Consider the following 22608-nt stretch of genomic DNA (forward strand, 5'->3'; position numbering starts at 1 on the left):
TCCCCTGGGCCGCTGCGGGGCTACTCGGCGGCGTCCTCGATGCCGGTCACGGCGGTGAGGATGAACACCGAGTCCTCCAGGGCCACCACGGAGTGCCGCTCCGCGGGGATCACGTGCAGGTGTCCGGCCCCGAGCACCAGGTCCTCGCTCGAGGTGACCCGGATCCGCCCGTGCAGCACCTGCAGGCTCCCGGCGTAGGGGGCGTTGTGCTCCGCGAGCACCGCCCCCTCCTTGAGGGCCAGGAGGGTCTGGCGCAGCACCTTCTGGTGCAGGAGCTGCTCGGCGCTGCGCCCGTGCGGGGCGTGGCGTGCCTCGTTCAGGTGCTGCAGGGCGATCTCGTTCAGGTGCTGCATGGTTCTCCTCCTGGGTAGGTGATCCGGTCTCCGTCGACCACGGCGAAGTCCCGCAGCGTCGCGGGGGTCAGCTTGCCGGGGCCCATGATGTGCTGCACGTCGTGCCCGCGCACCAGCAGGGCCTCGGCCACGAGCGAGCGGTGGCAGCGCCACCAGACGGCCTCCGCGCACATGATCGCGACGATGCGGTCCTCGGCCAGGCGCTCGAGCCCGGCCAGCGCGGCCCGGAACTCGTCGGTCTGCATGTGGTCGGCGTAGCCGCGGAAGGACTCGTTGCGCCAGGCGGTGTTGACCGAGTCCTTCGAGGTGGGGCGCAGCCCGCCCAGGCCCTTGCAGTAGCTGTGTCCGATGCCGGCCTCCGCGAGCGTGCCCGGCAGCGCGTCGAGGTCGAACTGCGGGTTCTTCCGCGAGCGCGGCACCGTGCGGATGTCGACGAGCTGCTGCACCCCGGACTCCCGCAGCAGCGCCACGAACTCCTCGGCGGAGCGGGTGGAGTGGCCCACGGTGTAGACGGTGTGCGCGGTCATGTCCCCACCCTACTGACCGGGCACGGAGGCCTCCCCGTCCCGACACGGCCCGCTCCGCGGGAGCCGGCCCGGGCCGTCACGACCCGCCGGAGCCGGCCCCGGTCCAGCGGGCGGACCCGCCCGGGGTCCGGCGGCCGACGGCCGCCCGGGAGTTCCACGCCTCGTGGTCGGCCATGGTGAAGCGCCGGCCCGTCACGGCGGTCGGGACGATGCGGACGAACTGGTCCTTCATCCCCTCCTGCCACGGGAACAGGGGCAGCTGCAGGGCCTCCATCAGGGCGTGGCCCGGCCGGACGCTCTCGGCGCCGCCCTTCACGATCACGCTCCACGCCGTGGCGGTAGCCGGGTCGTGCCCGTCGATCTCGAGGGCCACCGCCAGGCCCTCGAGCGCGCCGCTCACCTTCGTGCCCAGGCCCGAGCGGAACACGATCGTCCCGCGGTCGACCACGTAGTTGATCGGGAAGATCTCCGGCGCCCCGTCCACCACGACGGCCAGCCGGGCGACGCCGTCCGCCCGCAGCCGGTCCCAGCAGTCCTCGGGGGCGAGCTCCTCCACGTCCTTGCGGTACCACTCCACCGTCGACCCCTTCCGTGCTCCTCGGCCGCCCGGGGTGCCCGGTCGCCACCTCCAACCTACGGTGCCGCCGCCGCCGGGGGAACAGGACCGGCCCGCGCCGCGGCGCCCGGTCCGGGACGTGGGAGAATCGGGTCCATGAGCGTGGTGATCGCGGGATGCGGAGACCTGGGCACGGAGATCGGGCTGCGGCTGGCCGGGCAGGGGCACGAGGTGCTGGGCCTGCGCCGCCGCGCGGAGCTGCTGCCGCCGCCCCTGACCGGGATCGCGGTGGACCTGAGCACCGAGGTGCCCGAGCTGCCGGGCGACGTCGAGCTGCTGGTCGTCGCCACCGCCGCGGACGGGCGGACGCCGGAGGCCTACCGGGCGGCCTACGTCGACGGCCTTCACCACCTGTTCGACGGGCTGCGCGCCGCCGGGGCCCTGCCCCGGCGCGCCCTGCTGGTCTCCTCGACCGCCGTGTGCGGGGACGCCGACGGCGGGGAGGTCACCGAGGACACCCCGCCGGACCCCTCGACCCCGACCGCGCGGATCCTGCTGGAGGCCGAGGAGCTGTTCCACGAGCAGTTCCCGCACGGCACGGTCCTGCGGCTGTCCGGGATCTACGGGCCGGGCCGGACGCGGCTGATCGACAAGGTGCGCTCCGGGGACGGTGCCGCCGGGGCGGCCTGGACCAACCGCATCCACCGCGACGACGCGGCGGCGGCCGCCGTGCACCTGCTGACCATGGACGCGCAGCCGCTCACGCTGTACCTGGGCACGGACGACGAGCCCGTGCCCGAACTCGAGGTCCTCGAGTTCCTGGCGCAGGAGCTCGGCGTCCCCCGGCCCGAGGACGTCCCGGAGGCGGACGCGCCGCGCCGGGGCTCGAAGCGGCTGTCCAACCGGCGGCTGCGGGAGTCCGGCGTCGAGCTGCGCCACCCCACGTACCGGGAGGGCTACCGGGCGGTGCTCGCCGGGGAGGGCGTGCGCCACCCCTGACCGGCGCCGACCCGCAGGACGACGTCGCGCACCTCGTAGGCGGCGATCAGCTCGACCCACGAGACCCGCGGCGGGTGCGCGAACTCCAGGGGCAGCCGCAGCAGGCGCTGCAGGAAGACGTCGGTCTCCTGGATCGCGAGGAACCCGCCCGGGCACCGGTGGGCGCCGTCCCCGAAGGACATCGCCTCGGGCCGGATCCCGCGCGGCCGGGACCGTTCCGGGCACAGCTGCCGGGCGTCCTCCCCCAGGGCCTGCTCGTCGCTGTTCGCCTGGCGGACGTAGAGGTCGAGCAGCGCCCCGGCGGGCACCTCGTGGCGCTCGTCCCCGTCCTCCAGGACCAGCTCCCGCGTGGTCCGGCGGTAGAGGTGGCCCACCACCGGTTCCAGGCGCAGGATCTCGTGCAGGATCCCGTGCCGGGCCGGCTCGTCGGCCGCGAGGTACTCCTCCCGCAGCCGGTCGTCCTCCAGCAGGTGCCAGGCGGCCACCGCGATGAACTCGCGGGTGGTGGCCATGCCGGCGGCCGCGTAGGTGAGGCACTCCACGAGGATCTCCCGGTCCGTGTAGTCCTCCGCGAGCAGGTGGGACACGACGTCCTCCTGCGGCTGCCGGCGCCGGGCCCGGATGGCCGGGCGCACGTCCCGGAGCTGGAAGGCGGTCATCGCCCACATCGGCCGCAGGGCCCCGGCGACGGCGCCCAGCCGCGCGGGGAGCCGGCGCCGCGGGGAACCGGCGGAGCCGGTCACGGGGCCGCTGAAGAAGCGCTCCAGGCGCCGGGACATCCCGTCGATGTCCGAGTTCGTCAGACCCACCACCTGGGCGGCGACCTCCACGGAGTAGCGCAGCGTGATCGCGGACAGCTCGGCCCCGCCGTCCTGCCGGATCCGCTCGACCAGCTCGTCGGCGCGCTCCTCCATCAGGGCCCGGTAGCGGCGGCTCACCGCGGCCGGGGTGAAGAACCTCGCGGTGGCGGTGCGCTGGCGCCGGTGCTCCGGACCGTCCGCGTAGAGCACGGGCGGGTGGTCGCCGGTCAGGCCCTGCCGGGCGGTCTCCGCGCTGAAGCCGGCCTGGACCGTGCCGTCGGCCTCCCGCAGCACCTGGCGGACCATCGGCAGGGAGCGGACATGCCAGACGCCGTCGAGCACCTCCACCCGCGGCACGCTGCGCTCGCCGGGCGGGGCGGTCCGCCGCCGGTCGCCGTGCGGGACGGGGCAGCGGGTCTCGGGGCGGGCGTCGTCGCTCATGGGCTCATGCTAGTCCCGCCTCCTGACGCCGGGGGGTCGCGTCCTGCCGCGATCAGCCACTCGATCCGACCGGACGCGACCCCCGGCGAGGCCCAGCGCAGAACGAGCCCCGTCGCGGCCGCCGGACCCTGGGCGCAGCTCCTCGCCCAGGGGACCGGGCCCGCCGGTCAGCGCACCGGCTCCGCCACGAGGTCCGAGACCTCGAGCCGGTCCCCGGTGATGCCGTGCCGCTGCATCAGATCCGCGGTCCGCTGCGGATCCTCCCCCTGCGCTCCCCCGGACGAGAGCGCCACGGCGATCTCGCCGCCGGATCCGGGCGCGGTCTCAGTTCCGCTCCGCCTGGTCGTTCTCGATCTGCGCCGTGGCGGGCAGCACCTGGGAGGACGAGGGCCCGTCCAGCACGACCAGCAGCACGCGCAGGTCGGCCCCGGAGAGGTAGGCGCCCACCAGGCGGTGGTTGGAGTCGAGTACCACGAGGAAGCCCTCGGTCCGGTACGCCGGGACGGTGAGCTGGACCGGCCCCGACTCCTCCGCGAACTCCTGGCGCATGTGGTCGATCTTGCCCTGCCGGTCCTCCGGCCACTGCTTCGCGGCCGCCTCGGCGAGGGTCAGCGGCCGGTGCTGCGGGTGCGACCACTCGCCCGGGTTGCCCTCGGGGTCCACGTGCCACACCGTGTAGAGGTCGGCGAGCTCCTCCCGGGACGAGATCACGAGGTCCTCGATCCGGGAGTTCTCGTCGTCCACCGCACCCCAGTCGAGCCAGGCCCGGATGTCGTCGCCGAACAGGGTCTTGAAGTCCGAAACGTCCATGCCGTCATCTCAGCAGACTTGTGCGCTCACCGCCACAGTGACGCCGGGCCGGACGCTCAGGAGCCCTCGGAGCTCCCCCGGGCCGGGCGCGCCGCCCCCTCGGGCCGGACGTTGAACGCCGAGGCGGAGCGGTCGGCGGGCTCGGTCGGGAACACCGTGTGCCCCTCCGCCCACTTGTGCCGCGCGTAGGAGTGCAGCCGGTCCGCGAACGGCCCGTCCCGCCACTCCAGGTAGGGCATGTCCTGGCTCGCGTCGAGCAGGAAGTAGCTGCTGAACGCCCGGAGCACCTGCGGCGCGCCCGGGTCCGCCGCCGGCTCCTCCGCCGCGGCGGGATCCCCGAGCACCAGGAAGATCGGGGCTCCGGGCAGGCCGTCGTAGACCCGCACCTCCAGGCGTTCGGCCACCACGGGGTCGAGCTCGCCGAGGGCCCGGAGCTGGTGGACCAGCGTGTCGAAGCTGCGCCGCAGGTCCATGGGCGAGAGACCGTAGTGGTGGCGGATCTCGCCGAGCCGGGACGCGAGCGCGGGCGACTTCGGGTCGAGGACCAGGAGCCGGACGCGGACCCCGGCGTCGAGCGCCTTGTGGATCGCGTCCAGGTCGCCGGCCAGGGTCAGCGGGAAGGTGTCCATCCACCACAGCTCCTGGCCGGGGCGCACGCCCCGGAGCACGTCGACCGCGTCGAGCTCCTCGCGGACCCCCACGAGGCCGAGCCGGTCGTCGCGGGCCGCCGTCGGCGCGGGGACCGGGGGACGCTGCGCCTCGACGGGCCCGGAGCCGTGCCAGCGCGCCAGCCCGGCGTCCAGGAGCAGCCCCACACCGCCCACGGTGAGCAGGACGGCCCCGGCGTCGAGGAGCACCTCCGACCACGCCCGCCCGGCCACCAGGGCGACGACGACGAGCGCCGCGCCGAGGCCGGCCAGCACGACCGGCGCCGTGACCGGGCGCCGCTCCGGCACGGTGCGCGCGGCGGCGCGCCACCCGTCGCCCCCGGCCCGGTCCTGGGTGGCACTGCGGATCTCCAGCACGGGACTCCCCTCCTCGAGCGGCTCTGCTCCCACCCTGGCACGGCTCCTGACCTGGGCGTTAGCACCCCGGGCACCGAGGCTTTTTGTGACAGCCGGTGCGCCGCGCCCGTCCGGCGCTCCGTCCCCACTTCTGCGGCACCGCACCCCACCATGCGTTTGCATACCTAAACTCGGAGTAGGGCGGGTGGGGGCCCGGCGTCACGACCGCTTCCCCGCCCCGGGGACCGCCCCCACGCCCAGCAGCTGACCGCACCGGCCGCGCTGCCCCCTCCTGCGGAAGGCACCTCTCTTGGCCACGACACTCCGGGACCGCCTCGGCGACCGTCACAACCGCCTCAACGCCCTCCGCCTGGGTCTGGCGTCCCTGGTGATCGTCGGGCACACCTGGCCGCTGACCGGCGCGGACGGCCCGAGCCTCGAGGTCCTGTCCGACGTGGCCGTCAACGGCTTCTTCGTGCTCAGCGGCTACCTCATCGCGGAGAGCAGGGTGCGGACCACACTGGTGCCCTACCTCTGGCGGCGGTTCCTGCGCATCTACCCGGCCTTCCTGGTGAGCCTGCTCGTGGTGGCCGCCGTCTTCGCGCCGCTCGCGGCCGCGCTCGAGGGCACGTCGCTCGACGTGGCCTCCGCCGCCGGCTTCGTGCTGAACAACGCCGACCTGCGAATCTCGCAGTGGGGCATCGACGGGACCCTGGTCCGGGTCCCGGCCCCGGACTCCTGGAACGGCTCGCTCTGGACGCTGTTCCACGAGGCCCTCGCCTACCTGCTGATCGGGCTCGTCCTCAGCCTCGCCGTCGCGGCGCGGCATGCCCGGTGGGTGCTGCCGGGGCTGTTCCTCGTCGTGCTCGTCCTGCGCCCCCTGGTCGAGGGCCCGCTGGAGGTCACGAGCCACCTCTGGCTCAACGGCGCCCGGCTGGTGGGCTACTTCCTGGCGGGCGCGGCGGTCTGGGCCTGGGCGGGGACGTGGCGGCCCACCTGGGTGCACGTCGCGGGGGCGGGCGTCGTCTACGCCGTGCTCACGGACCAGGGCTGGGCGGACCTGTACGGGCAGCTGCCGCTCGCCGTGCTGCTCCTCGGCCTCGGCGCCGCCCCGTCCCGGAACTGGACCACCCGCACCGACCTCTCCTACGGCGTCTACATCTACGCGTACCCGGTGCAGCAGCTCCTCGTGCTGCTCGGCACGGCGTCGTGGGGCGTCGCCGTCAACTCCCTGCTCGTCGTCCTGCTGACGCTGCCCCTGGCGCTGCTGTCGTGGACGCTCGTCGAGAAGCCCGCCCTGCGGGCCAAGGCGTGGCTCGACCCCCGCGACCGGCCCGACCGGCGGGTCCCCTCCGCCGGCGCGCAGAACCCCTCGCCCGCGGCCGTGGAGGGACGCCGTCCGGAGTGACCGCGCCGGCTCCCGCCCCCGCCGCCCGGCCGGCGCGCCCGGGACCCCCGGGCCTCCTTGTCCGGCACCGGGGCGGTGCCTACCGTGAGGAGCAGGCGGGCGCGACGCCGCCGGCCCCGACCCGTCAGGAGCACCCATGGACACCCCGGTGATCGAGGCCCGCGGGCTCGTCAAGACCTTCGGCCCCACCGCGGCCCTGGACGGCTTCGACCTCACCGTGGCGCCGGGGCAGGTCGCGGGCTTCCTCGGCCCCAACGGCTCGGGGAAGTCCACGGCGATCCGGGTGCTGCTGGGCCTGCTCCGGGCGGACGCGGGCACGGCCACCGTCCTGGGCCTGGACGCCTGGCGGGACGCCGTGCAGATCCACCGCCGCACCGCCTACGTCCCCGGGGACACGAACCTGTGGCCCAACCTGACCGGGGGCGAGATCGTGGACCTGCTCACCGGCATCCGCGGCGGACGACGGCGGCGCCGCCGCCGCGACGAGCTCGTCGAGCGCTTCGAGCTCGACCCCACGAAGAAGGCCCGCAGCTACTCCAAGGGCAACCGGCAGAAGGTGGCCCTGGTGGCCGCCCTGAGCGCCGAGGCGGAGCTGTACGTCCTGGACGAGCCGACCTCCGGGCTGGACCCCCTCATGGAGGCCGTGTTCACGGACGAGGTGCGCCGGCTGAGCGGGCAGGGCAGCACGGTCCTGCTCTCGAGCCACATCCTGGCGGAGGTCGAGAAGCTGTGCGACACCGTGACCATCATCCGCGCCGGACGGGACGTGGAGAGCGGCACCCTCGCCCAGCTGCGCCACCTGACCCGCTCCGCCGTCACGGCCACGACCTCCGCCGACCCCGGCCGCCTGGGCGGGCTGCCGGGCGTGCACCACCTCGTGCACGAGGACGGGAGGCTGGGCTTCGACGTCGACGACGCCCGGGTCCCCGAGGTGCTCCGGGCGCTCGCGGACCTGGGCGTGCAGAACCTGACCGTCACCCCGCCCTCGCTCGAGGAGCTCTTCCTGCGCCACTACGGCGACCGCCCGGCCGAGCCCGCCGCCCCGGACGGGACCGGGCGCGGCGCCGGCCGGGACGTGCGGGCGCCCCGATGAGGACCGCCGAGCCGTGGGCCGCGACCGGCCGGCTGTTCCGGCTCAACCTGCGCCTGGACCGGGTCCGGATCCTCGTGTGGGTGCTCGCGCTCACCGGCACCGCGTCCGCGACGGCGCTCGCCCTCGAGGAGACGTTCCCGGACGGCGAGGCCCGCCAGGCCCGGGCGGCCCTGCTGGACAACCCGTCCGCCGTGATGATGACCGGCCCGGCCTTCGGCGCGGACGACTACACGCTGGGCGCCATGACGGTCAACGAGCTGAGCCTGTCGGTGCTCGTGGCGACGGCGATCATGAGCATCCTGCTCGCGAGCCGGCACGTGCGGGCCGAGGAGGAGTCCGGGCGGCTCGAAGTCGTCCGTGCGCTGCCGGTGGGCCGCTTCGCCCCGGCGGCGGCCGCCCTGGGAGCGGTCGCCGTGGCGGACGCGGCGGTCGGCGCCGGGATCACCGCCGGGCTCTTCGCGGCGGGCCTGGGCGGGGTCGACGCCGTGGCGTGGGGCGTGGCCACGGCGCTCACCGGCCTGGTCTTCGGGGCCGTGGCGGCCGTGACCGCCCAGCTCACCGAGCACGCACGGGCCGCCTCCGGCACGGCGATGGCCGTGCTCGGCGCGGCCTTCCTGGTGCGCGGGATCGGGGACGTCGTCGAGCCCACCGGCTCGTGGCTGTCCTGGTTCTCGCCGATCGCCTGGGCCCAGCAGACCCGGCTCTACGTGGACCTGCGCTGGTGGCCGCTGGCGCTCTCGGCGGCACTCACGGCGGCGCTGCTGGTGGCGGCCGTGCTGCTGGCCCAGCGGCGGGACCTGGGCGCCGGGCTGCGGCCGGCACGCCCCGGGCCCGCGGCGGCCGGGGCGGGCCTGCTCTCCGCGACCGGGCTGGCGCGGCGGCTGCTGCGCGGCACGTTCCTGGGGTGGACCGCCGGGCTCGTCCTCTTCGGCCTGGCCTTCGGCTCGCTGGCCGATTCGCTGGAGGACAGCATCGCGGACATCCCGTCGATCACCGACTGGCTCGTGATGGACCTCGACGCCCTCACCGAGTCCTTCGCCGCCGCGACGCTGTCCTACCTCGCGCTCGGGGTGGTCGCGTTCGCCGTCTCGGGCGTGCTGCGCCTGCGCTCCGAGGAGGAGTCCGGCCGCACGGCCCTGCTCCTCTCGACGGGCCTCGACCGGGTGCGCTGGGTGCTCGGCTGGCTCGCCGTGGTCGTGGTGGAGGCCCTCCTGGCCCTGCTGCTGGCCGGGGCCGCGCTGGGCGCCGGGGTCACCGCCACCACCGGGGACCTGCGCTGGACCGGCGAGCTCGCCCTGGCGGCCCTGGCCTACGCCCCGGCCGTGCTCGTGGTGGCGGGGGTCGCCGCCGCCCTGGTGGGACTCGTCCCGCGGTTCGCCGCGCTGAGCTGGGCCGTGGTCGCGTACGTGGTCTTCGTCTCGTGGTTCGGCCTGCTGCTCGACCTGCCGGAGGCGGCGATGAACCTCTCCCCCGTGCAGCTGACGCCGCTCGTGCCCTCCGAGGACTGGGAGGCCGCTCCGCTGCTGGGTCTCGCCGCGCTGGCGCTCGCCCTCCTGGCCGCGGCCGCCGCCGGGTTCCGCCGCCGGGACCTCGTGGCCTGAGCCGCGGGGCCGGCACCGACGCGGGGGCGCTCCCGGACGGCCGTCGCCTCCCCCCGGGGGGCCGGGGCGCCCCCCCCGGCGCCGCCGCCGCGCGCGCCCCGCCCCGGGGGGGGGCCGCCCCCGCCGCGGCCGCCCCCGCGCCGGGGCGCCGGCCCCCCCCCCCCGCGGTACCCGCGGAACCGGGCGGTTCCGCGGCGGGCCGGTCGCCCGGCGGCGCTGATCAACCGGCGAAGAGCGTGAGAGCCTCCCGGTTGAAGGCCTCGAGGTCACCGGGGTTGCGGGAGGTGACGAGGCGTCCGTCGACGACGACCTCCTCGTCCACCCAGTCCGCCCCGGCGTTCTTCAGGTCCGTGGCCAGGGAGGTGTAGGACGTGAGCCGCTTGCCCTGCGCGAGCCCGGCCTCGATGAGGATCCACGGGGCGTGGCAGATGGCCGCGATCGGCTTGCCCGCGGCGTCGAACTCCTTGACCAGGCGCAGGGCGTCCTGGTCCGTGCGCACGGTGTCCGCGTTGAGGGTGCCCCCGGGCAGGACCAGCGCGTCGAAGTCCTCGGCCTTCGCCGCGGCGAGGGTGCCGTCGACGTCGTAGCTGCCGGCGCGGTCCCAGTCCCCCTGCATCGCCGTGATGGTGCCCTGCTCCGGGGACAGGAGCACGGGGGTGCCGCCGGCCTCCTCGACGGCCTTCCACGGCTCGGTGAGCTCGGGCTCCTCGACGCCGTTCGTGGCGATGAACGCGATCTTCTTGCCGGTGATGTCGGTGGTCATGGACTGCCTCCTGGGTGCGGTGGATCTGTGGATGGGGTGGATCTGTCCGTTCGGTGGACCTGCGGCTCCGGTGGAGCCGTGCCGGGTCGCCGCGGCCGCTACTGCGACCGGAGACCGCCGAGGACGTCGAGCGCCGCCCGCAGCCGGACGCCGGCGTCGTCGGCGACCTCCTGCACGGCGGGGCTGCCGCTGAGCTGGACCATGGTCTGCGGGTCGATGGCCTCGACCGTGGAGGAGCCGGCGTCCGCGCCGCGGCGCACCACCACGTTGCAGGGCAGGAGCGCGCCGAGCTGGGGCTCCGCGGCCAGGGCCTTGCTGGCGAGCCCGGGGTTGCAGGCGCCGAGGATGACGTAGTCGCCCACGCCCTCGGCGGCCTCGGCGCCGAGCTTCTTCTCGAAGGTGGCGCGCACGTCGATCTCGGTGAGGATGCCGAAGCCCTGCTCGGCCAGGGCGGCCCGCGTCCGCTCGACCGCCTCCGCGTAGGGCAGCGGGACGACGACGGCGTTGGTGTAGCTCATGCTTGCACTCCTTCTCGGTCCGGGCTCCTGCTCAGGACTCCACTGTTGGCACGCGGGGCCCGGAAAGGGAAGTGCGGGACGGCCGGGTTCTCGCTGGGCGATACCGGCGCCCGGCCTCGATACCCCCGGGGGTAGTTTAATACCCCCTGGGGTATTTGCCATACTCGGAACGAACGCCGGGCGGAGCGCCCGGCACCCCTCCACGGCCTGACCACCCGCCCCGGCCGGCGGGAAGCAAAGGACACGCACCATGACCGTCACCCTCGTACTGACCCTCCTGCTGTCGGTGCTGATCGGGCTCTCGCTCGGTCTGCTCGGCGGCGGCGGATCCGTCCTCACCGTCCCGATCCTCACCTACGTCGCCGGGCTGGACCCCAAGGAGGCCATCGCGGCCTCCCTGTTCGTCGTCGGGGTGACGTCGGCCGTCAGCGCCGTCAACCACGCCCGCAACCGGCGCGTGAAGTGGCGCACCGGGCTCGTCTTCGGCGCGGCCGGCATGGCCGGGGCCTTCCTCGGCGGCCTGGCCGGGGGCTACATCCCCGGCACCGTGCTGATGGTCGCCTTCGCCCTGATGATGGTCGCGACCTCCCTGGCCATGATCCGCGGCCGCAGGAACAGCACCGCGACAACCCACGACGGCGAGCTGCCGGTCGGCAAGGTCGTCGCCGAGGGCCTGGTCGTGGGTCTCGTCACCGGCCTGGTGGGGGCCGGCGGCGGGTTCCTCGTCGTCCCGGCCCTGGCCCTGCTGGGCGGGCTGTCCATGCCCGTGGCCGTGGGCACCTCCCTGGTGGTCATCGCGATGAAGTCCTTCGCCGGCCTCGCCGGCTACCTCACCACGGTCTCCCTGGACTGGGCCCTGGTGGGCGCGGTGACCGTCGCCGCGGTCGCCGGCTCGTTCGCCGGGGCGCGGCTGGCCGGTCGCATCCCCGAGGCCGCCCTGCGCAAGGGCTTCGGCATCTTCGTCCTGGTCATGGGCGTCTTCGTCCTGGTCCAGGAGCTGCCCGGCGCGGCCGGCCTCGCCGTCGGGATCACTGCCGCTGTCGCGGCCCTGGCCGCCACGGTCTGCTGGTTCGCGGTCCCGAGGTGTCCGTTGCGCACGCCCCTCACGGCCTGACCCTCGCCCTCTTCTTCCTGCCGTTTCCGCACACCGTCCGCTACGACCGATTCCGAGATCACCGACCGAGAACACCGACCGAGAACACCGACCGAGAACACCGACCAAGAACACCGACCGAGAACACCGACCAAGGAGGTCCCCATGGCCACCATCGACATCACCGAAGCCGACTTCGCCCCCACCATCGAGTCCGACGACATCGTCCTCGTGGACTTCTGGGCGAGCTGGTGCGGCCCCTGCCGCATGTTCGCCCCGACCTACGAGGCCGCCTCCGCCAAGCACCCGGACGTCGTCTTCGCCAAGGTCGACACCGAGGCCGAGCAGCGGCTCTCCGCCGCCGCCGGCATCAGCTCCATCCCCACGCTGATGGCCTTCCGCGAGGGCGTGCTCGTGTTCTCCCAGCCGGGCGCCCTGCCCGTCGCCGGGCTCGAGCAGGTCATCACCGCGGTCAAGGCCCTCGACATGACCGAGGTCCACGCGGAGCTCGCCCGGCAGCGGGCCGGGCAGCGAGCCTGAGCAGGGGCCCCGGCACGCCGCTTCCGCCGTCGCCCCGCCCCTGGAACACTCCCGTAACAACCCGTCGATACCGTCACCATGCCCCGCGGCGCGCCGCGGGGCACCACCAAGGAGGAACGCACCATGGACGTCACCGTCATCGACACCCCCCAGCTCGGGGACCGCAGCTACCTCGTGCACGACGGGCAGGTGGCGCTGGTCATCGACGCCCAGCGCGACATCGACCGCGTCGAGGCCGCCGTGGAGCAGGCCGGGGTGAAGGTCACCCACGTGGCCGAGACGCACATCCACAACGACTACCTGACCGGCGGCTGCCTCTACGCCCGGAAGCACGGCGCGGCCTACCTCGTCAACGCCGCCGACGACGTCTCCTTCGAGCGCACCCCGATCGCCGACGGGGAGACCGTGCAGGTCGGCGAGCTCTCCGTGAAGGTCGTGGCCACCCCCGGCCACACCCACCACCACCTGTCCTTCGTGGTGGAGCACGGCGAGGAGCAGGCCGTGTTCTCCGGCGGCAGCGTCCTCTACGGCTCCGTGGGCCGCACCGACCTGCTGGGCCGCGAGCACATGGTGGGCCTGACCCACGACCAGTACGCCTCCGCCCGCCGCCTCGCGGCCGAGGCGCAGGAGAAGGCCGCCCTGTACCCGACCCACGGCTTCGGCTCCTTCTGCTCCTCCGGCCCCGCCACCGGCGCGGACGAGTCCACCCTGGGCGAGCAGTTCGAGACCAACCACGTGTACACCGATCCGGACGAGGAGCACTTCGTCGCCGAGCTCATCGGCAACCTCACGGCGTACCCGAACTACTACGTGCACATGGGCCCGGCCAACGCCGCCGGCCCCACCGAGCCGGACCTGTCCGTGCCCGACTCCCTGGACCCCGAGGAGCTGCGCTCCCGCCTCGAGGCCGGCGAGTGGGTGGTGGACCTGCGCCACCGGGTGGCCTACTCCGCCGAGCACCTGAAGGGCACCATCAGCTTCGAGTACGGCGACGGCTCCAGCTTCACCGCGTTCCTGGGCTGGATCTTCCCCTACGACCGGCAGCTGACCCTCGTGGGGTCGCGCGCGGACGTCGAGAACGCGATCCGGGACCTGTCGCGGATCGGCATCGACTCCCCCGACGCCGCGCTGGGCGAGGACCCGGAGAAGCTCGCCCCCGGGGCGGCCCGCTCCTCCTACCCGCGCGTCGACTGGAAGGGCATGCTCGAGGGGCGGCCCGAGGACGAGACCGTCCTGGACGTCCGCCGGGTGGACGAGTACGAGCAGTCGCACCTCCCGGGCGCGGTCAACATCCCGCTGCACGAGCTGCTGCCCCGGATGGACGAGGTGCCCGCGGGCCGGCTGTGGGTGCACTGCGGCTCCGGCTACCGCTCGGGCGTGGCCGCCAGCCTGCTCGAGCGCGCGGGCAAGGACCCGGTGCACATCGACGCCCTGTTCGCCGAGGCCGAGGAGGCCGGCGTGCCGCTGGAGAACTGACGCCGCCGCGGGGGCCGGTGCGCGCCCCGGCCCCCGCGGCCCCTCCCCCAGCCCCTCCCCGAAGCCCGCCCCAGCCCAGCGAAAGGCCCGCCGTGAGCACCTCCCGCACCGTCGCCCCGTCCGCCGCCGGACGGCGCAGCGTCACCGTCATCGGCGCCGCGGTCGTCCTCCTGCACGTCGCGGGCTGGGGCGCGCTGCTCGCCCTCGTCCTGGGCACCGACACCCCCCAGGGGGGAACGGGACTGTTCGTGGGACTCGCCCTCAGCGCCTACGCCCTGGGCGTCCGGCACGCCTTCGACGCCGACCACATCGCCGCGATCGACAACGCGACGCGCTCGCTGATGGCGCGGGGCCGGGCGTCCGCGGCCACCGGCTTCTGGTTCGCCCTGGGCCACTCCTCGGTGGTCCTCGTCTCCGTGCTGCTGCTGGCCCTCGGCCTGGAGGCCTTCGCCGGCGGCCTCGCGGACGAGGGCTCCGGGCTGCGGCAGGCCGCGGGGATCTGGGGCGGCACCGTCTCCGGGCTGTTCCTCGTCACCGCCGGGGTGCTCAACCTCGCCGTGCTGCTCCGGCTGCGCCGGGCCCGCCGCGCGGCGCGCACCGGCGCCCTCGACGCCGCCGAGCTGGACGCCCACCTCGCCGACCGGGGCGTGCTGCACCGCGTGCTGCACCCCGTGACCCGCATGGTGGACCGCCCGGCCAGGATGTACCCCGTCGGCTTCCTCTTCGGCCTCGGCCTCGACACGGCGGCCTCCATCGGGCTGTTCGTCATGGCCGGCGGGCTCACCCCCGAGCTGCCCTGGTACGCGGTGCTCGTGCTGCCCGTGCTCTTCACCGCGGGCATGACGATGTTCGACAGCGCCGACGGCATCCTGATGAACCGGGTCTACGGCTGGGCCTCGGTGGACGCCCGCCGCCGGCTGAACTACAACGTCACGGTGACCACCGTCTCGGTCGTCATCGCCTTCGTGATCGGCGGGACGAGCCTGCTGTCCGTGCTCGCCGAGCTCCTGCAGCCGACCGGCGGCGCGCTCGCCCTCGTGGCGGCGGCCGACCTCAACTTCCTCGGCATGGCCGTGATCGTGTTCTTCGGCGTCGTCTGGCTGGGCTCGAAGGGCCTGGACCGGATCCGCCGCGACGGACGTCCGGTCCCTGTGCGAGGCTGATCGTCATGGTCCGACTCCTCCTGCTCGCCGACACGCACGTCCCCAAGCGCGCCCGCGACCTGCCCGCCGCGGTGTGGCGGGCCGTCGACGACGCCGAGGTGGTGCTCCACGCGGGCGACTGGATCGACCTCGCGACCCTCGACCGGCTCGAGGAGCGGGCCGCGCGCCTCGTGGGGGTCTGGGGGAACAACGACGGCCCGGAGCTGCGCGAACGGCTGCCCGAGGTGGCCCGCGAGACGCTCGGGGGCGTGCGCTTCGGGATGGTCCACGAGACCGGTGCCGCCGCCGGGCGGGAGGCCCGGATGGACCGGGCGTTCCCCGGCCTCGACGTCCTGGTCTTCGGCCACAGCCACATCCCGTGGGACAGCGCCACCCCGGCGGGCCTGCGGCTGCTCAATCCCGGCTCCCCCACGGACCGGCGGCGCCAGCCGCACTGCACCTATCTGACGGCGGTCGCCGACGGCGGGCGGCTCACCGACGTGGAGCTCGTCCGCCTCCCGCCGCGCTGACGCCCCGCGGCACCGGCGCTGCCGGGCCGAGCGCTCAGAGCAGGCCCCGCAGCTGGTAGTAGCGCCGGCCCACCACGGTCCCGTTGACCCGGACGGCGGCCCACACCAGCACGAGCAGCAGCGCCACCAGCACGGCTGGGACGGGCACGAAGAGCGCCCACACCACCAGCGCCATGCCCGGCACGGTCAGCAGGATCGGCCAGGCGTACTGCACCATCTCCACCGCCATGTAGTCCTGCATCTCCCGCAGGACCGGGTCCCGCGGGACGGCGCCGCGGCGCACCGAGGTCCGCAGCCCCTTGCTCGCCCGGGCGCGGGCGTCCATGAGGTCGTTGCGGGGCGCGTCGTCCGCCCGGGTGAGCGAGAGGATGATGCCGCTGACCAGCAGGGCCGCCCCGCCCACCACGAGTCCCCACTGGACCGGGCTGAGCAGCCCCCTCTCACCCAGGAGGAGCGCGGCCGCGATGCCGCCCAGCAGCCCGACCACCAGGCTCGCCACGACGGCCAGCACGATCCGCCGGGCCCAGACCGCGTCGAGCTCCCCGAGCCGGGGGATCTGCACGTGCGGGTGGTCGGCCCCGCTGAGCCGGATCTCCTCGTCCATGGCGCACCGTCCTCTCGTCGCCCCGTGCTGCTGCGCGGGCCCCTCCATTGTCCCGCGCCCCGGGCGCGGTGGCACGTCCGCCCCCGGGCAGTCGGATACCCCGGCCCCGGTCAGGTGCCTGGGGCCGGGGACGGGGCGGCCGACGGTCCTCAGGCGGCCTGGTAGGTCAGGCAGTCGGCCTCGTCGGCGCCGGCGCCGATCTTCACGTCGTGGGCCGTGCACATGAGGTGCTCGTTGTGCACGCACTCGCCGCGCTGGCAGGCGCCCACCTCCGCGTGGACGGTGGGCAGGCCGCCGTCGGGGCCCAGCGAGATGAACGTGCCGCAGTGCGCGTGGCCGGAGGACCCGGTCACGGTGATCGCGTGGGCCGTGCACTCGTGGTCGTGGTTGAACGAGCACTGCCCCACGGTGCAGTCGGAGACGGGAACGAACTCGGTGGTGGCCATGACTTCTCCTCCGGGAGGATCTCCGGGCCGGAGCCTGCTGCCCCGGCCTGAACAAGCTCTTCCAGGATGCGCCTCACGAGGTCCGATGGATAGCGCATTTTTTCGTGCCCCAATGTCCGCAGGGCGGCCGACAGGGCCCCGCGGCGCCGCCCTTGACGGGGCACCGCCGCGGGGTATTCGCTGGACGCACGGCGGTGCCGCCCGGCGGCGCCGCGACGATCCCGAGGAGACCCCATGAGCGCCGGCGACCACTTCTACCTCGACAAGGCGGATCCCGGCAGCTGGCGGGCGCTCAACGGCCTGGCGCGCAAGGTCGCCGCCGCGGCCGAGGACGCCGGGCTGTCCCGGGCGCTCGTGGAGCTGCTCAACATCAGGGTCTCCCAGCTCAACGGGTGCGCCTACTGCCTCGACCTGCACACCGGCTACGCCGTGGAGGCCGGGGTGAGCGCGCAGAAGCTGGCGGTGCTCCCCGCCTGGCGCGAGACGGAGCTCTTCGACGACCTGGAGCGGGCCGCGCTGGCCATCGGGGAGTCCGTGGCCCTGCTGCCCGACGAGGAGACCCGGCTGGCGGAGCTGGCGGTGGCCCGGGCGGAGCTGACCGACGAGCAGTACTCGGCCCTGCAGTGGACGGCGGTGGCGATCAACGCCTTCAACCGGGTCTCCGTCCTCTCCCGCCACCGGGTCCGCCCCCGTGCGGCCGCGCCGGAGGGACATCCCCCGGGAGAACGGGCCGCGGACGAGCCGGCACCGGACGCCCCGCGCACCCCGTCGACCGTCGCGGGGGGCACGGCGTGACCAACCTGGACGTGGACCCGCAGGAGCTGCTGTGCTCCGAGGCCGTCGGGGCCGGCGCGCAGCTGCTGGCCCCGCGCGAGGTGCCCCTGGGCGGGCCCCGCGCGATGACCGTGCGCCGCACCCTGCCCCAGCGGCAGCGCAGCCTCATCGGGGCGTGGTGCTTCGTCGACCACTACGGCCCCGACCTGGTCTCGGAGTCCGGGGGCATGCGGGTGGCACGGCACCCGCACACCGGCCTGGCCACCGTGAGCCTGCTGTTCACCGGCGGGATCGCCCACCGGGACTCGGCCGGCTACGACGCGATCGTCCGGCCCGGCGAGGTCAACCTGATGGTCGCCGGACGGGGGATCTCCCACCAGGAGTTCTCCACCCCCGGCACCACGCTGCTGCACGGGGTCCAGCTCTGGTACGCCCTGCCGGAGGCGACCCGCCACATGGCACCCACCTTCGAGCACCACGCCCCCGAGCCGGTGGTCGGGGAGGGCACAGAGCTGCGCGTCTTCCTCGGCTCCCTGGCCGGCAGCACCTCCCCGGTGGACACCTTCACCCCGCCGCTGCTGGCCGCAGAGGCCACCCTGCGGCCCGGCGCCCGGCTGGAGCTGGAGCTGGACCCGGCCCTCGAGCACGGCGTGCTGCTCGACACCGGCGACCTGGCGCTCAACGGCGCCCCCGTGCCGGTGGACCACCTCGCCTGCCTCCCGGTCGGGCAGGGTCCCGTGGTGCTGGAGGCCGGCCTGAGCCCGGTCCGGCTGCTGCTCATCGGCGGCGAGCCGCTGGGCGAGCAGATCGTGATGTGGTGGAACTTCGTCGGCCGCAGCCACGAGGAGGTCGTCGCCCACCGCGCCGCCTGGCAGGCGGAGATCGACGCCGAACCGGCCCCCGCGCCGGCCTCCGGCAGCTACGAGGACGGGGCGCCGTACCCGCGCTTCGGCCCCTACCCGGCGGAGCAGCCCGCCCCGCTGCCGGCCCCACCGCTGCCCACCGTCCAGCTGCGGCCCCGCGGCTGAGCCCGTCCCCCAGGAGACCACCATGGACACCTCCGCCGTCACGGTGCGGAACAACCCCGGCCGGCAGCGCTACGAGCTCCTCGACGGGGAGACCGTCATCGGCTCGGCCCACTGGGTGCCCTTCGAGGGCCCCGGCGGGCCGCAGCGGATCTTCTACCACACCACCGTGGACGACGCCTACAGCGGGCAGGGCCTGGCCTCGAGACTGGCCCGGGAAGCCCTGGACGACACCGCCGGGGCCGGGCTGACGGTCGTCCCGGTGTGCCCCTACATCAAGAAGTGGCTGCACAGCCACCCCGACCACCAGCAGTACGCCGTGGCCGTGCGGCCCGAGCACCTCGCCGCCGTCCCGCGGCACGAGCAGCAGTGAGCCCGTCACCCGGGCCGGAGCCCGGGGGCGCCGGCCCGCGGCGGCCGGGACGGGAGCCCGGGCTCAGCCCCGCTGGGCCGCGATGAGATCGAGGAAGTGGGCGCGCATCCGGGCCCGGTCGGGCTCCACGCCGGTGATGAGCCGGAACGCGTCCACCGCCTGGCCGACCGCCATGTGGCCGCCGTCGAGCACCTGGCACCCCCGGGCCCGGGCCGCGGCGACGAGCTCGGTCTCCACCGGCAGGTAGACCACGTCGGCCACCCACTGCCGGGCCTCCAGCAGGCCGGGGTCCACGGGGGTGCCGGGGTGGTGGTGCATGCCCACCGGGGTGGCGTTGACCAGCCCGTCGGCCGCGCGCACCAGCTCCGGCAGCGTCTCGGCGGTGGCGGCCGCGACCTGCTGCCCGGGGAAGAGCTCGGCCATGGCGGCGGCCCGCTCGCCCGCCCGGGCGGGGTCCACGTCGAACAGGTGCAGGGTCTGCACGCCGGCGCTCAGCAGCGCGGAGGCCACGGCGGAGCCGGCGCCGCCGGTGCCGACCTGGACCACGCGGTCCTTGGCCGCGCCGGGGAGCACGGCCCGGAACCCCGCGGCGAAGCCGGACACGTCGGTGTTGTGGCCGACGAACCGGCCGTCGCGGATCACCACCGTGTTGACGGCCCTCAGCGCGGCCGCCTCCGGGGCGACCTCGTCGAGGTGGTCCAGGACCAGCTGCTTGCACGGGTGCGTGATGTTGAAGGCGTTGAACCCGAGGTCCCGCCCGGCCCGCAGCAGCTCCCCCACGTCCTCGCCCGGGCGGCCGATCACCTCGAGGTCCACCGGACGGTACAGGTAGTGCAGCCCGTGGTTCCGCGCCTCGGTCTCGTGCATCGGCGGGGTGAGGCTGCGGGTGATCCCGTCGCCGATCAGGCCCACGAGGTAGGACTCGGAGGTGGTGCTCATGGTGGGCTCCTTGCGGGGTGCGGTCAGGACGCGGCCGCGCAGACCGCTCTCGGCGCAGCACCGGTGCCGGTGGCGCGGAGGGCATCGCGAGCCGTTGGGACGCCCATCACAGTACACCGGGAGGACGCGCAGGACCCGCTCTGCACTCACTGTGTGAACACGGATGCCACAGTGTGGAAGTGATTCCCACCGCGGGGGCGCCGGGCCCGCGCCGGGGCACAATGGGCGGCGAGGCAAGTGCCACGGCCCCGCCGACGGGGCCCACGAACTGCGGAGGGTGACGTCATGAGCGTGCTGGGCGAACTGGGGGCGGCGCTGGCCGCCGGGACCGTGGAGATCGTGGACCTGACCACCCCGCTGGACCGGGACACCCCGATCCTGCGGCTGCCGGAACCGTTCGCCAACACGGTGGGCCTGTCCATGACCCCGGTGAGCGCCTACGACGAGGCCGGGCCCGGCTGGGCGTGGAACGACCTGACCCTGGGCGAGCACGCCGGCACGCACCTGGACGCGCCCGTGCACTGGATCACCGGCCGGGACGGGAGGTCGGTGGACCGGATCGAACCGGCGCGGCTCGTCGGGCCGGCCGCCGTCCTGGACCTCACCGCCGAGGCGGAGGCGGACGCGGACGCCCTGCTGGAGCCCGAGCACCTCGAGCGGTGGGAGGCCGAGCACGGGCGCTTCCCCGAGAACTGCTGGGTGCTCCTGCGCACCGGCTGGTCCGCCCGCGCGGACGACCCCGAGCGCTTCCTCAACGCCGACGCGGACGGCCTGCACGCCCCGGGGCCGTCGGTGGCCGCCGCCGAGTGGCTCGCCGCCCACCCGCACGTGAGCGGTTTCGGCGTGGAGACCGTCGGCATCGACGCGGGCATCGCCGGCGGCTTCGACCCGCCCTTCCCCGCCCACCACCACCTGCTGGGCCACGACAAGTACGGGCTGACCTCCCTGCGCCGCCTCGACCGGCTGCCGGTCCTCGGGGCGCAGCTCGTGGTCGCGCCCCTGCCGGTCGTGGGCGGCACGGGCAGCCCCGCCCGGGTGCTCGCCCTCGTCGAGCGGGCCGGGGCGTGACCGGCACGGTCGCCCAGCTCGTGGGCCGTGCGCTCGCGGAGCTGGGCGTGGGGCACGCGTTCGGCGTGGTGGGCAGCGGGAACTTCCACCTCACCAACGCGCTCATCGCGGCGGGCGTGCCCTTCACGGCCGCCCGGCACGAGAACGGCGCCGCGACCATGGCCGACGCCTGGGCCCGCACCAGCGGGCGCGTCGCCGTGGTCACCACGCACCAGGGCTGCGGGCTGACCAACGCGACCACCGGCATCGGCGAGGCCGCGAAGTCCCGCACCCCGCTGATCGTGCTCACCGCCGACACCCAGGCCGCGGCCGTGCACTCCAACTTCCGGATCGACCAGGACGCCCTCGCCCGGGCGGTGGGGGCGGTGGCCGAGCGGGTGCACTCCCCCGCGAGCGCCGCGGCCGACGTCGCCCGGGCCGTCCGGCGCGCCCGCAACGACCGCCGCACCGTGGTGCTCAGCGTCCCGCTCGACGTCCAGGCGTCCCCCGCCCCCGAGGGCGCCGTGGTGCCCGCGCTCCCGCCCGCGCCGCGCGTACGCCCGGACGAGGACACCGCCGAGCGCCTGGCGGGGATGCTGGCCGCCGCGCGCCGGCCGGTGTTCGTGGCGGGACGCGGCGCCCGGGGGGCCCGCGCCGAGCTGACCGCCCTCGCCGAGCGCTCGGGGGCGCTGCTGGCGACGTCGGCGGTGGCCAAGGGCCTGTTCGCCGGCGAGGACTTCGACCTCGGCATCTCCGGGGGCTTCTCCTCGCCGGCGACCGCGGAGCTGATCGGGGCGGCCGACCTCGTGGTGGCGTGGGGCTGCGCCCTGACCATGTGGACCACCCGGCACGGGCGCCTCCTGGGCCCCGAGGCCGCGGTGGTGCAGGTGGACCTCGAGGAGTCCGCCCTGGGCGCGCACCGGCCGGTGGACCGGCCGCTGGACCTCGGGGTCGTGGGCGACTGCGCGCTCACCGCCCGGGACGTCCTCGCCGCGCTGGAGCACGACGTCCTGCGGACGGGCGGCACCGCAGGAGAGGGCGCCGCCGGGCCGGGAGCCGCCGCCCCGGCGTCGTCGTCCTGGCGCACGCCCGAGCTGGCCGCGCGGATCGCCCGGGAGGCCCGGTGGCGGGACGTCGCGTTCGAGGACCTTTCCACGGCGGAGCGGATCGACCCGCGGGTGCTGTCCCGCGAGCTGGACGCGATGCTGCCGGCCGAGCGGGTCGTGGCCGTCGACAGCGGCAACTTCATGGGCTACCCCAGCCAGTACCTCTCCGTGCCGGACGAGCGCGGGTTCTGCTTCACCCAGGCCTTCCAGTCCGTGGGCCTGGGCCTGGCCACGGCCATCGGCGCCGCGCTGGCGCAGCCGCACCGGCTGCCGGTGCTCGGCACGGGGGACGGCGGTTTCCTCATGGGGATCGCCGAGCTCGAGACCGCCGTCCGGCTGGGCCTGCCGCTGGTGTGCGTGGTCTACGACGACGCCGCGTACGGCGCGGAGGTGCACCACTTCGCCGGTGACGGGGACGCGCCCCTGGACACGGTGGTCTTCCCGGACGCCGACATCGCCGCGATCGGCCGGGGCTTCGGCGCCGACGGCGTGGTCGTGCGCTCCGCCGAGGACCTGGCCGTCGTGCGCACCTGGCTCGACGGGCCCCGGGACCGGCCCTTGGTGATCGACGCCAAGATCGCCTCCGACGGCGGGGCGTGGTGGCTGGCCGAGGCCTTCCGGGGCCACTGACCCGGCTCCC

Annotated in this window: 26 protein-coding genes; 14 read left to right on the plus strand and 12 right to left on the minus strand. The window is 75.1% G+C overall.

The window, feature by feature from the left end:
- Positions 1 to 20: 20 nt before the first annotated feature.
- The 3 genes from ACP7CD_RS07590 to ACP7CD_RS07600 form a co-directional block, all read right to left on the minus strand.
- Positions 21 to 353 carry a cupin gene (locus ACP7CD_RS07590; protein ID WP_336649639.1) on the minus strand — a complete coding sequence of 111 codons (333 nt, stop codon included), beginning with the start codon at positions 351 to 353 and terminating at the stop codon, positions 21 to 23.
- On the minus strand, positions 341 to 880 hold the full coding sequence (locus ACP7CD_RS07595; protein WP_336649638.1) for a DUF488 domain-containing protein: 540 nt from the start codon (positions 878 to 880) through the stop codon (positions 341 to 343). Before ACP7CD_RS07595 ends, ACP7CD_RS07590 begins: the two co-directional genes overlap by 13 nt.
- Before the next feature lie 76 nt (positions 881 to 956).
- Positions 957 to 1457, minus strand: a complete 501-nt coding sequence (locus ACP7CD_RS07600; protein WP_336649637.1) for a pyridoxamine 5'-phosphate oxidase family protein — start codon at positions 1455 to 1457, stop codon at positions 957 to 959.
- 135 nt (positions 1458 to 1592) lie between these two features.
- Between ACP7CD_RS07600 and ACP7CD_RS07605 the strand changes: the two genes are divergently transcribed.
- Complete coding sequence (locus ACP7CD_RS07605; protein ID WP_035928139.1) at positions 1593 to 2435, plus strand: SDR family oxidoreductase; 843 nt, start codon at positions 1593 to 1595, stop codon at positions 2433 to 2435.
- Here ACP7CD_RS07605 and ACP7CD_RS07610 read toward each other — a convergent pair.
- The 4 genes from ACP7CD_RS07610 to ACP7CD_RS07625 form a co-directional block, all read right to left on the minus strand.
- Positions 2393 to 3676: a cytochrome P450 gene (locus ACP7CD_RS07610; RefSeq protein ID WP_426119780.1), complete on the minus strand. Its 1284-nt coding sequence runs from the start codon at positions 3674 to 3676 to the stop codon at positions 2393 to 2395. The genes ACP7CD_RS07605 and ACP7CD_RS07610 overlap by 43 nt on opposite strands.
- Before the next feature lie 167 nt (positions 3677 to 3843).
- Positions 3844 to 3969, minus strand: a complete 126-nt coding sequence (locus ACP7CD_RS07615) for a hypothetical protein (RefSeq protein ID WP_426119782.1) — start codon at positions 3967 to 3969, stop codon at positions 3844 to 3846.
- Positions 3970 to 4000: 31 nt separating this feature from the next.
- Positions 4001 to 4486 (minus strand): hypothetical protein, encoded by a 486-nt coding sequence (locus ACP7CD_RS07620; RefSeq protein ID WP_017833469.1) that lies wholly within the window; start codon positions 4484 to 4486, stop codon positions 4001 to 4003.
- A gap of 56 nt (positions 4487 to 4542) precedes the next feature.
- Complete coding sequence (locus ACP7CD_RS07625; RefSeq protein ID WP_426119785.1) at positions 4543 to 5544, minus strand: hypothetical protein; 1002 nt, start codon at positions 5542 to 5544, stop codon at positions 4543 to 4545.
- A 256-nt stretch (positions 5545 to 5800) separates the two neighbouring features.
- Here ACP7CD_RS07625 and ACP7CD_RS07630 point away from each other — a divergent pair, with 256 nt between their 5' ends.
- From ACP7CD_RS07630 to ACP7CD_RS07640, 3 genes are all read left to right on the plus strand, one after another.
- Positions 5801 to 6898, plus strand: a complete 1098-nt coding sequence (locus tag ACP7CD_RS07630) for an acyltransferase family protein (protein WP_017833467.1) — start codon at positions 5801 to 5803, stop codon at positions 6896 to 6898.
- Positions 6899 to 7034: 136 nt separating this feature from the next.
- Complete coding sequence (locus ACP7CD_RS07635; RefSeq protein WP_336649631.1) at positions 7035 to 7991, plus strand: ABC transporter ATP-binding protein; 957 nt, start codon at positions 7035 to 7037, stop codon at positions 7989 to 7991.
- Positions 7988 to 9592, plus strand: coding sequence for an ABC transporter permease (locus ACP7CD_RS07640; protein ID WP_426119787.1), 1605 nt, complete (start codon positions 7988 to 7990; stop codon positions 9590 to 9592). The genes ACP7CD_RS07635 and ACP7CD_RS07640 overlap by 4 nt, the downstream gene beginning before the upstream one ends.
- Positions 9593 to 9812: 220 nt before the next feature.
- Here the strand turns inward: ACP7CD_RS07640 and ACP7CD_RS07645 are convergent, their stop codons facing one another.
- Both ACP7CD_RS07645 and ACP7CD_RS07650 read right to left on the minus strand, forming a co-directional pair.
- Complete coding sequence (locus tag ACP7CD_RS07645; RefSeq protein WP_426119789.1) at positions 9813 to 10355, minus strand: type 1 glutamine amidotransferase domain-containing protein; 543 nt, start codon at positions 10353 to 10355, stop codon at positions 9813 to 9815.
- A gap of 98 nt (positions 10356 to 10453) precedes the next feature.
- Entirely contained in the window at positions 10454 to 10873 is a 420-nt protein-coding gene (locus ACP7CD_RS07650) for a DUF302 domain-containing protein (protein WP_095651249.1), read from the minus strand.
- A gap of 250 nt (positions 10874 to 11123) precedes the next feature.
- Between ACP7CD_RS07650 and ACP7CD_RS07655 the strand changes: the two genes are divergently transcribed.
- The 5 genes from ACP7CD_RS07655 (at position 11124) to ACP7CD_RS07675 (ending at position 15654) form a co-directional block, all read left to right on the plus strand.
- Positions 11124 to 11987: a sulfite exporter TauE/SafE family protein gene (locus ACP7CD_RS07655; protein WP_426119792.1), complete on the plus strand. Its 864-nt coding sequence runs from the start codon at positions 11124 to 11126 to the stop codon at positions 11985 to 11987.
- Between the two features lie 144 nt (positions 11988 to 12131).
- Positions 12132 to 12506 carry a thioredoxin gene (gene trxA, locus ACP7CD_RS07660; protein ID WP_426119794.1) on the plus strand — a complete coding sequence of 125 codons (375 nt, stop codon included), beginning with the start codon at positions 12132 to 12134 and terminating at the stop codon, positions 12504 to 12506.
- 123 nt (positions 12507 to 12629) lie between these two features.
- Positions 12630 to 13982 (plus strand): MBL fold metallo-hydrolase, encoded by a 1353-nt coding sequence (locus ACP7CD_RS07665; protein WP_426119796.1) that lies wholly within the window; start codon positions 12630 to 12632, stop codon positions 13980 to 13982.
- A 92-nt stretch (positions 13983 to 14074) separates the two neighbouring features.
- On the plus strand, positions 14075 to 15145 hold the full coding sequence (locus ACP7CD_RS07670; RefSeq protein ID WP_426119798.1) for a HoxN/HupN/NixA family nickel/cobalt transporter: 1071 nt from the start codon (positions 14075 to 14077) through the stop codon (positions 15143 to 15145).
- 5 nt (positions 15146 to 15150) lie between these two features.
- Positions 15151 to 15654, plus strand: coding sequence for a metallophosphoesterase family protein (locus ACP7CD_RS07675; RefSeq protein ID WP_426119800.1), 504 nt, complete (start codon positions 15151 to 15153; stop codon positions 15652 to 15654).
- A 34-nt stretch (positions 15655 to 15688) separates the two neighbouring features.
- Here ACP7CD_RS07675 and ACP7CD_RS07680 read toward each other — a convergent pair whose 3' ends face one another.
- On the minus strand, positions 15689 to 16258 hold the full coding sequence (locus tag ACP7CD_RS07680; protein ID WP_017833458.1) for a hypothetical protein: 570 nt from the start codon (positions 16256 to 16258) through the stop codon (positions 15689 to 15691).
- Positions 16259 to 16407: 149 nt separating this feature from the next.
- Entirely contained in the window at positions 16408 to 16704 is a 297-nt protein-coding gene (locus ACP7CD_RS07685; protein ID WP_017833457.1) for a DUF1540 domain-containing protein, read from the minus strand.
- Positions 16705 to 16938: 234 nt separating this feature from the next.
- On the opposite strand from ACP7CD_RS07685, the gene ACP7CD_RS07690 reads away from it, so the two are divergent.
- The 3 genes from ACP7CD_RS07690 to ACP7CD_RS07700 are packed head-to-tail and all read left to right on the plus strand — an operon-like array spanning position 16939 to position 18876.
- Positions 16939 to 17499 carry a carboxymuconolactone decarboxylase family protein gene (locus ACP7CD_RS07690; RefSeq protein WP_017833456.1) on the plus strand — a complete coding sequence of 187 codons (561 nt, stop codon included), beginning with the start codon at positions 16939 to 16941 and terminating at the stop codon, positions 17497 to 17499.
- On the plus strand, positions 17496 to 18506 hold the full coding sequence (locus tag ACP7CD_RS07695; protein ID WP_017833455.1) for a pirin family protein: 1011 nt from the start codon (positions 17496 to 17498) through the stop codon (positions 18504 to 18506). The genes ACP7CD_RS07690 and ACP7CD_RS07695 overlap by 4 nt, the downstream gene beginning before the upstream one ends.
- 22 nt (positions 18507 to 18528) lie before the next feature.
- Complete coding sequence (locus tag ACP7CD_RS07700) at positions 18529 to 18876, plus strand: GNAT family N-acetyltransferase (RefSeq protein ID WP_095651254.1); 348 nt, start codon at positions 18529 to 18531, stop codon at positions 18874 to 18876.
- Positions 18877 to 18939: 63 nt separating this feature from the next.
- On the opposite strand, the gene ACP7CD_RS07705 is transcribed toward ACP7CD_RS07700, so the two are convergent.
- Positions 18940 to 19815: a shikimate dehydrogenase gene (locus ACP7CD_RS07705; RefSeq protein WP_017833453.1), complete on the minus strand. Its 876-nt coding sequence runs from the start codon at positions 19813 to 19815 to the stop codon at positions 18940 to 18942.
- A 285-nt stretch (positions 19816 to 20100) separates the two neighbouring features.
- Here ACP7CD_RS07705 and ACP7CD_RS07710 point away from each other — a divergent pair, with 285 nt between their 5' ends.
- Both ACP7CD_RS07710 and ACP7CD_RS07715 read left to right on the plus strand, forming a co-directional pair.
- Complete coding sequence (locus ACP7CD_RS07710; protein WP_095651255.1) at positions 20101 to 20883, plus strand: cyclase family protein; 783 nt, start codon at positions 20101 to 20103, stop codon at positions 20881 to 20883.
- Positions 20880 to 22598 (plus strand): thiamine pyrophosphate-binding protein, encoded by a 1719-nt coding sequence (locus tag ACP7CD_RS07715; RefSeq protein ID WP_426119804.1) that lies wholly within the window; start codon positions 20880 to 20882, stop codon positions 22596 to 22598. Before ACP7CD_RS07710 ends, ACP7CD_RS07715 begins: the two co-directional genes overlap by 4 nt.
- The last annotated feature ends 10 nt before the right edge of the window (positions 22599 to 22608 follow it).

Source organism: Kocuria sp. LHG3120 (genome assembly GCF_049897445.1).
Taxonomy (GTDB): Bacteria; Actinomycetota; Actinomycetes; order Actinomycetales; family Micrococcaceae; genus Kocuria; species Kocuria rosea.

Bases quoted from the DNA above. Each gene is read 5' to 3' on its own strand.
- ACP7CD_RS07590 (WP_336649639.1), bottom strand. From the start codon at position 353: ATGCAGCACCTGAACGAGATCGCCCTGCAGCACCTGAACGAGGCACGC.
- ACP7CD_RS07595 (WP_336649638.1), bottom strand. From the start codon at position 880: ATGACCGCGCACACCGTCTACACCGTGGGCCACTCCACCCGCTCCGCC.
- ACP7CD_RS07605 (WP_035928139.1), top strand. From the start codon at position 1,593: ATGAGCGTGGTGATCGCGGGATGCGGAGACCTGGGCACGGAGATCGGG.
- ACP7CD_RS07610 (WP_426119780.1), bottom strand. From the start codon at position 3,676: ATGAGCGACGACGCCCGCCCCGAGACCCGCTGCCCCGTCCCGCACGGC.
- ACP7CD_RS07620 (WP_017833469.1), bottom strand. From the start codon at position 4,486: ATGGACGTTTCGGACTTCAAGACCCTGTTCGGCGACGACATCCGGGCC.
- ACP7CD_RS07635 (WP_336649631.1), top strand. From the start codon at position 7,035: ATGGACACCCCGGTGATCGAGGCCCGCGGGCTCGTCAAGACCTTCGGC.
- ACP7CD_RS07640 (WP_426119787.1), top strand. From the start codon at position 7,988: ATGAGGACCGCCGAGCCGTGGGCCGCGACCGGCCGGCTGTTCCGGCTC.
- ACP7CD_RS07645 (WP_426119789.1), bottom strand. From the start codon at position 10,355: ATGACCACCGACATCACCGGCAAGAAGATCGCGTTCATCGCCACGAAC.
- ACP7CD_RS07650 (WP_095651249.1), bottom strand. From the start codon at position 10,873: ATGAGCTACACCAACGCCGTCGTCGTCCCGCTGCCCTACGCGGAGGCG.
- ACP7CD_RS07655 (WP_426119792.1), top strand. From the start codon at position 11,124: ATGACCGTCACCCTCGTACTGACCCTCCTGCTGTCGGTGCTGATCGGG.
- trxA (WP_426119794.1), top strand. From the start codon at position 12,132: ATGGCCACCATCGACATCACCGAAGCCGACTTCGCCCCCACCATCGAG.
- ACP7CD_RS07665 (WP_426119796.1), top strand. From the start codon at position 12,630: ATGGACGTCACCGTCATCGACACCCCCCAGCTCGGGGACCGCAGCTAC.
- ACP7CD_RS07675 (WP_426119800.1), top strand. From the start codon at position 15,151: ATGGTCCGACTCCTCCTGCTCGCCGACACGCACGTCCCCAAGCGCGCC.
- ACP7CD_RS07680 (WP_017833458.1), bottom strand. From the start codon at position 16,258: ATGGACGAGGAGATCCGGCTCAGCGGGGCCGACCACCCGCACGTGCAG.
- ACP7CD_RS07685 (WP_017833457.1), bottom strand. From the start codon at position 16,704: ATGGCCACCACCGAGTTCGTTCCCGTCTCCGACTGCACCGTGGGGCAG.
- ACP7CD_RS07690 (WP_017833456.1), top strand. From the start codon at position 16,939: ATGAGCGCCGGCGACCACTTCTACCTCGACAAGGCGGATCCCGGCAGC.
- ACP7CD_RS07700 (WP_095651254.1), top strand. From the start codon at position 18,529: ATGGACACCTCCGCCGTCACGGTGCGGAACAACCCCGGCCGGCAGCGC.
- ACP7CD_RS07705 (WP_017833453.1), bottom strand. From the start codon at position 19,815: ATGAGCACCACCTCCGAGTCCTACCTCGTGGGCCTGATCGGCGACGGG.
- ACP7CD_RS07710 (WP_095651255.1), top strand. From the start codon at position 20,101: ATGAGCGTGCTGGGCGAACTGGGGGCGGCGCTGGCCGCCGGGACCGTG.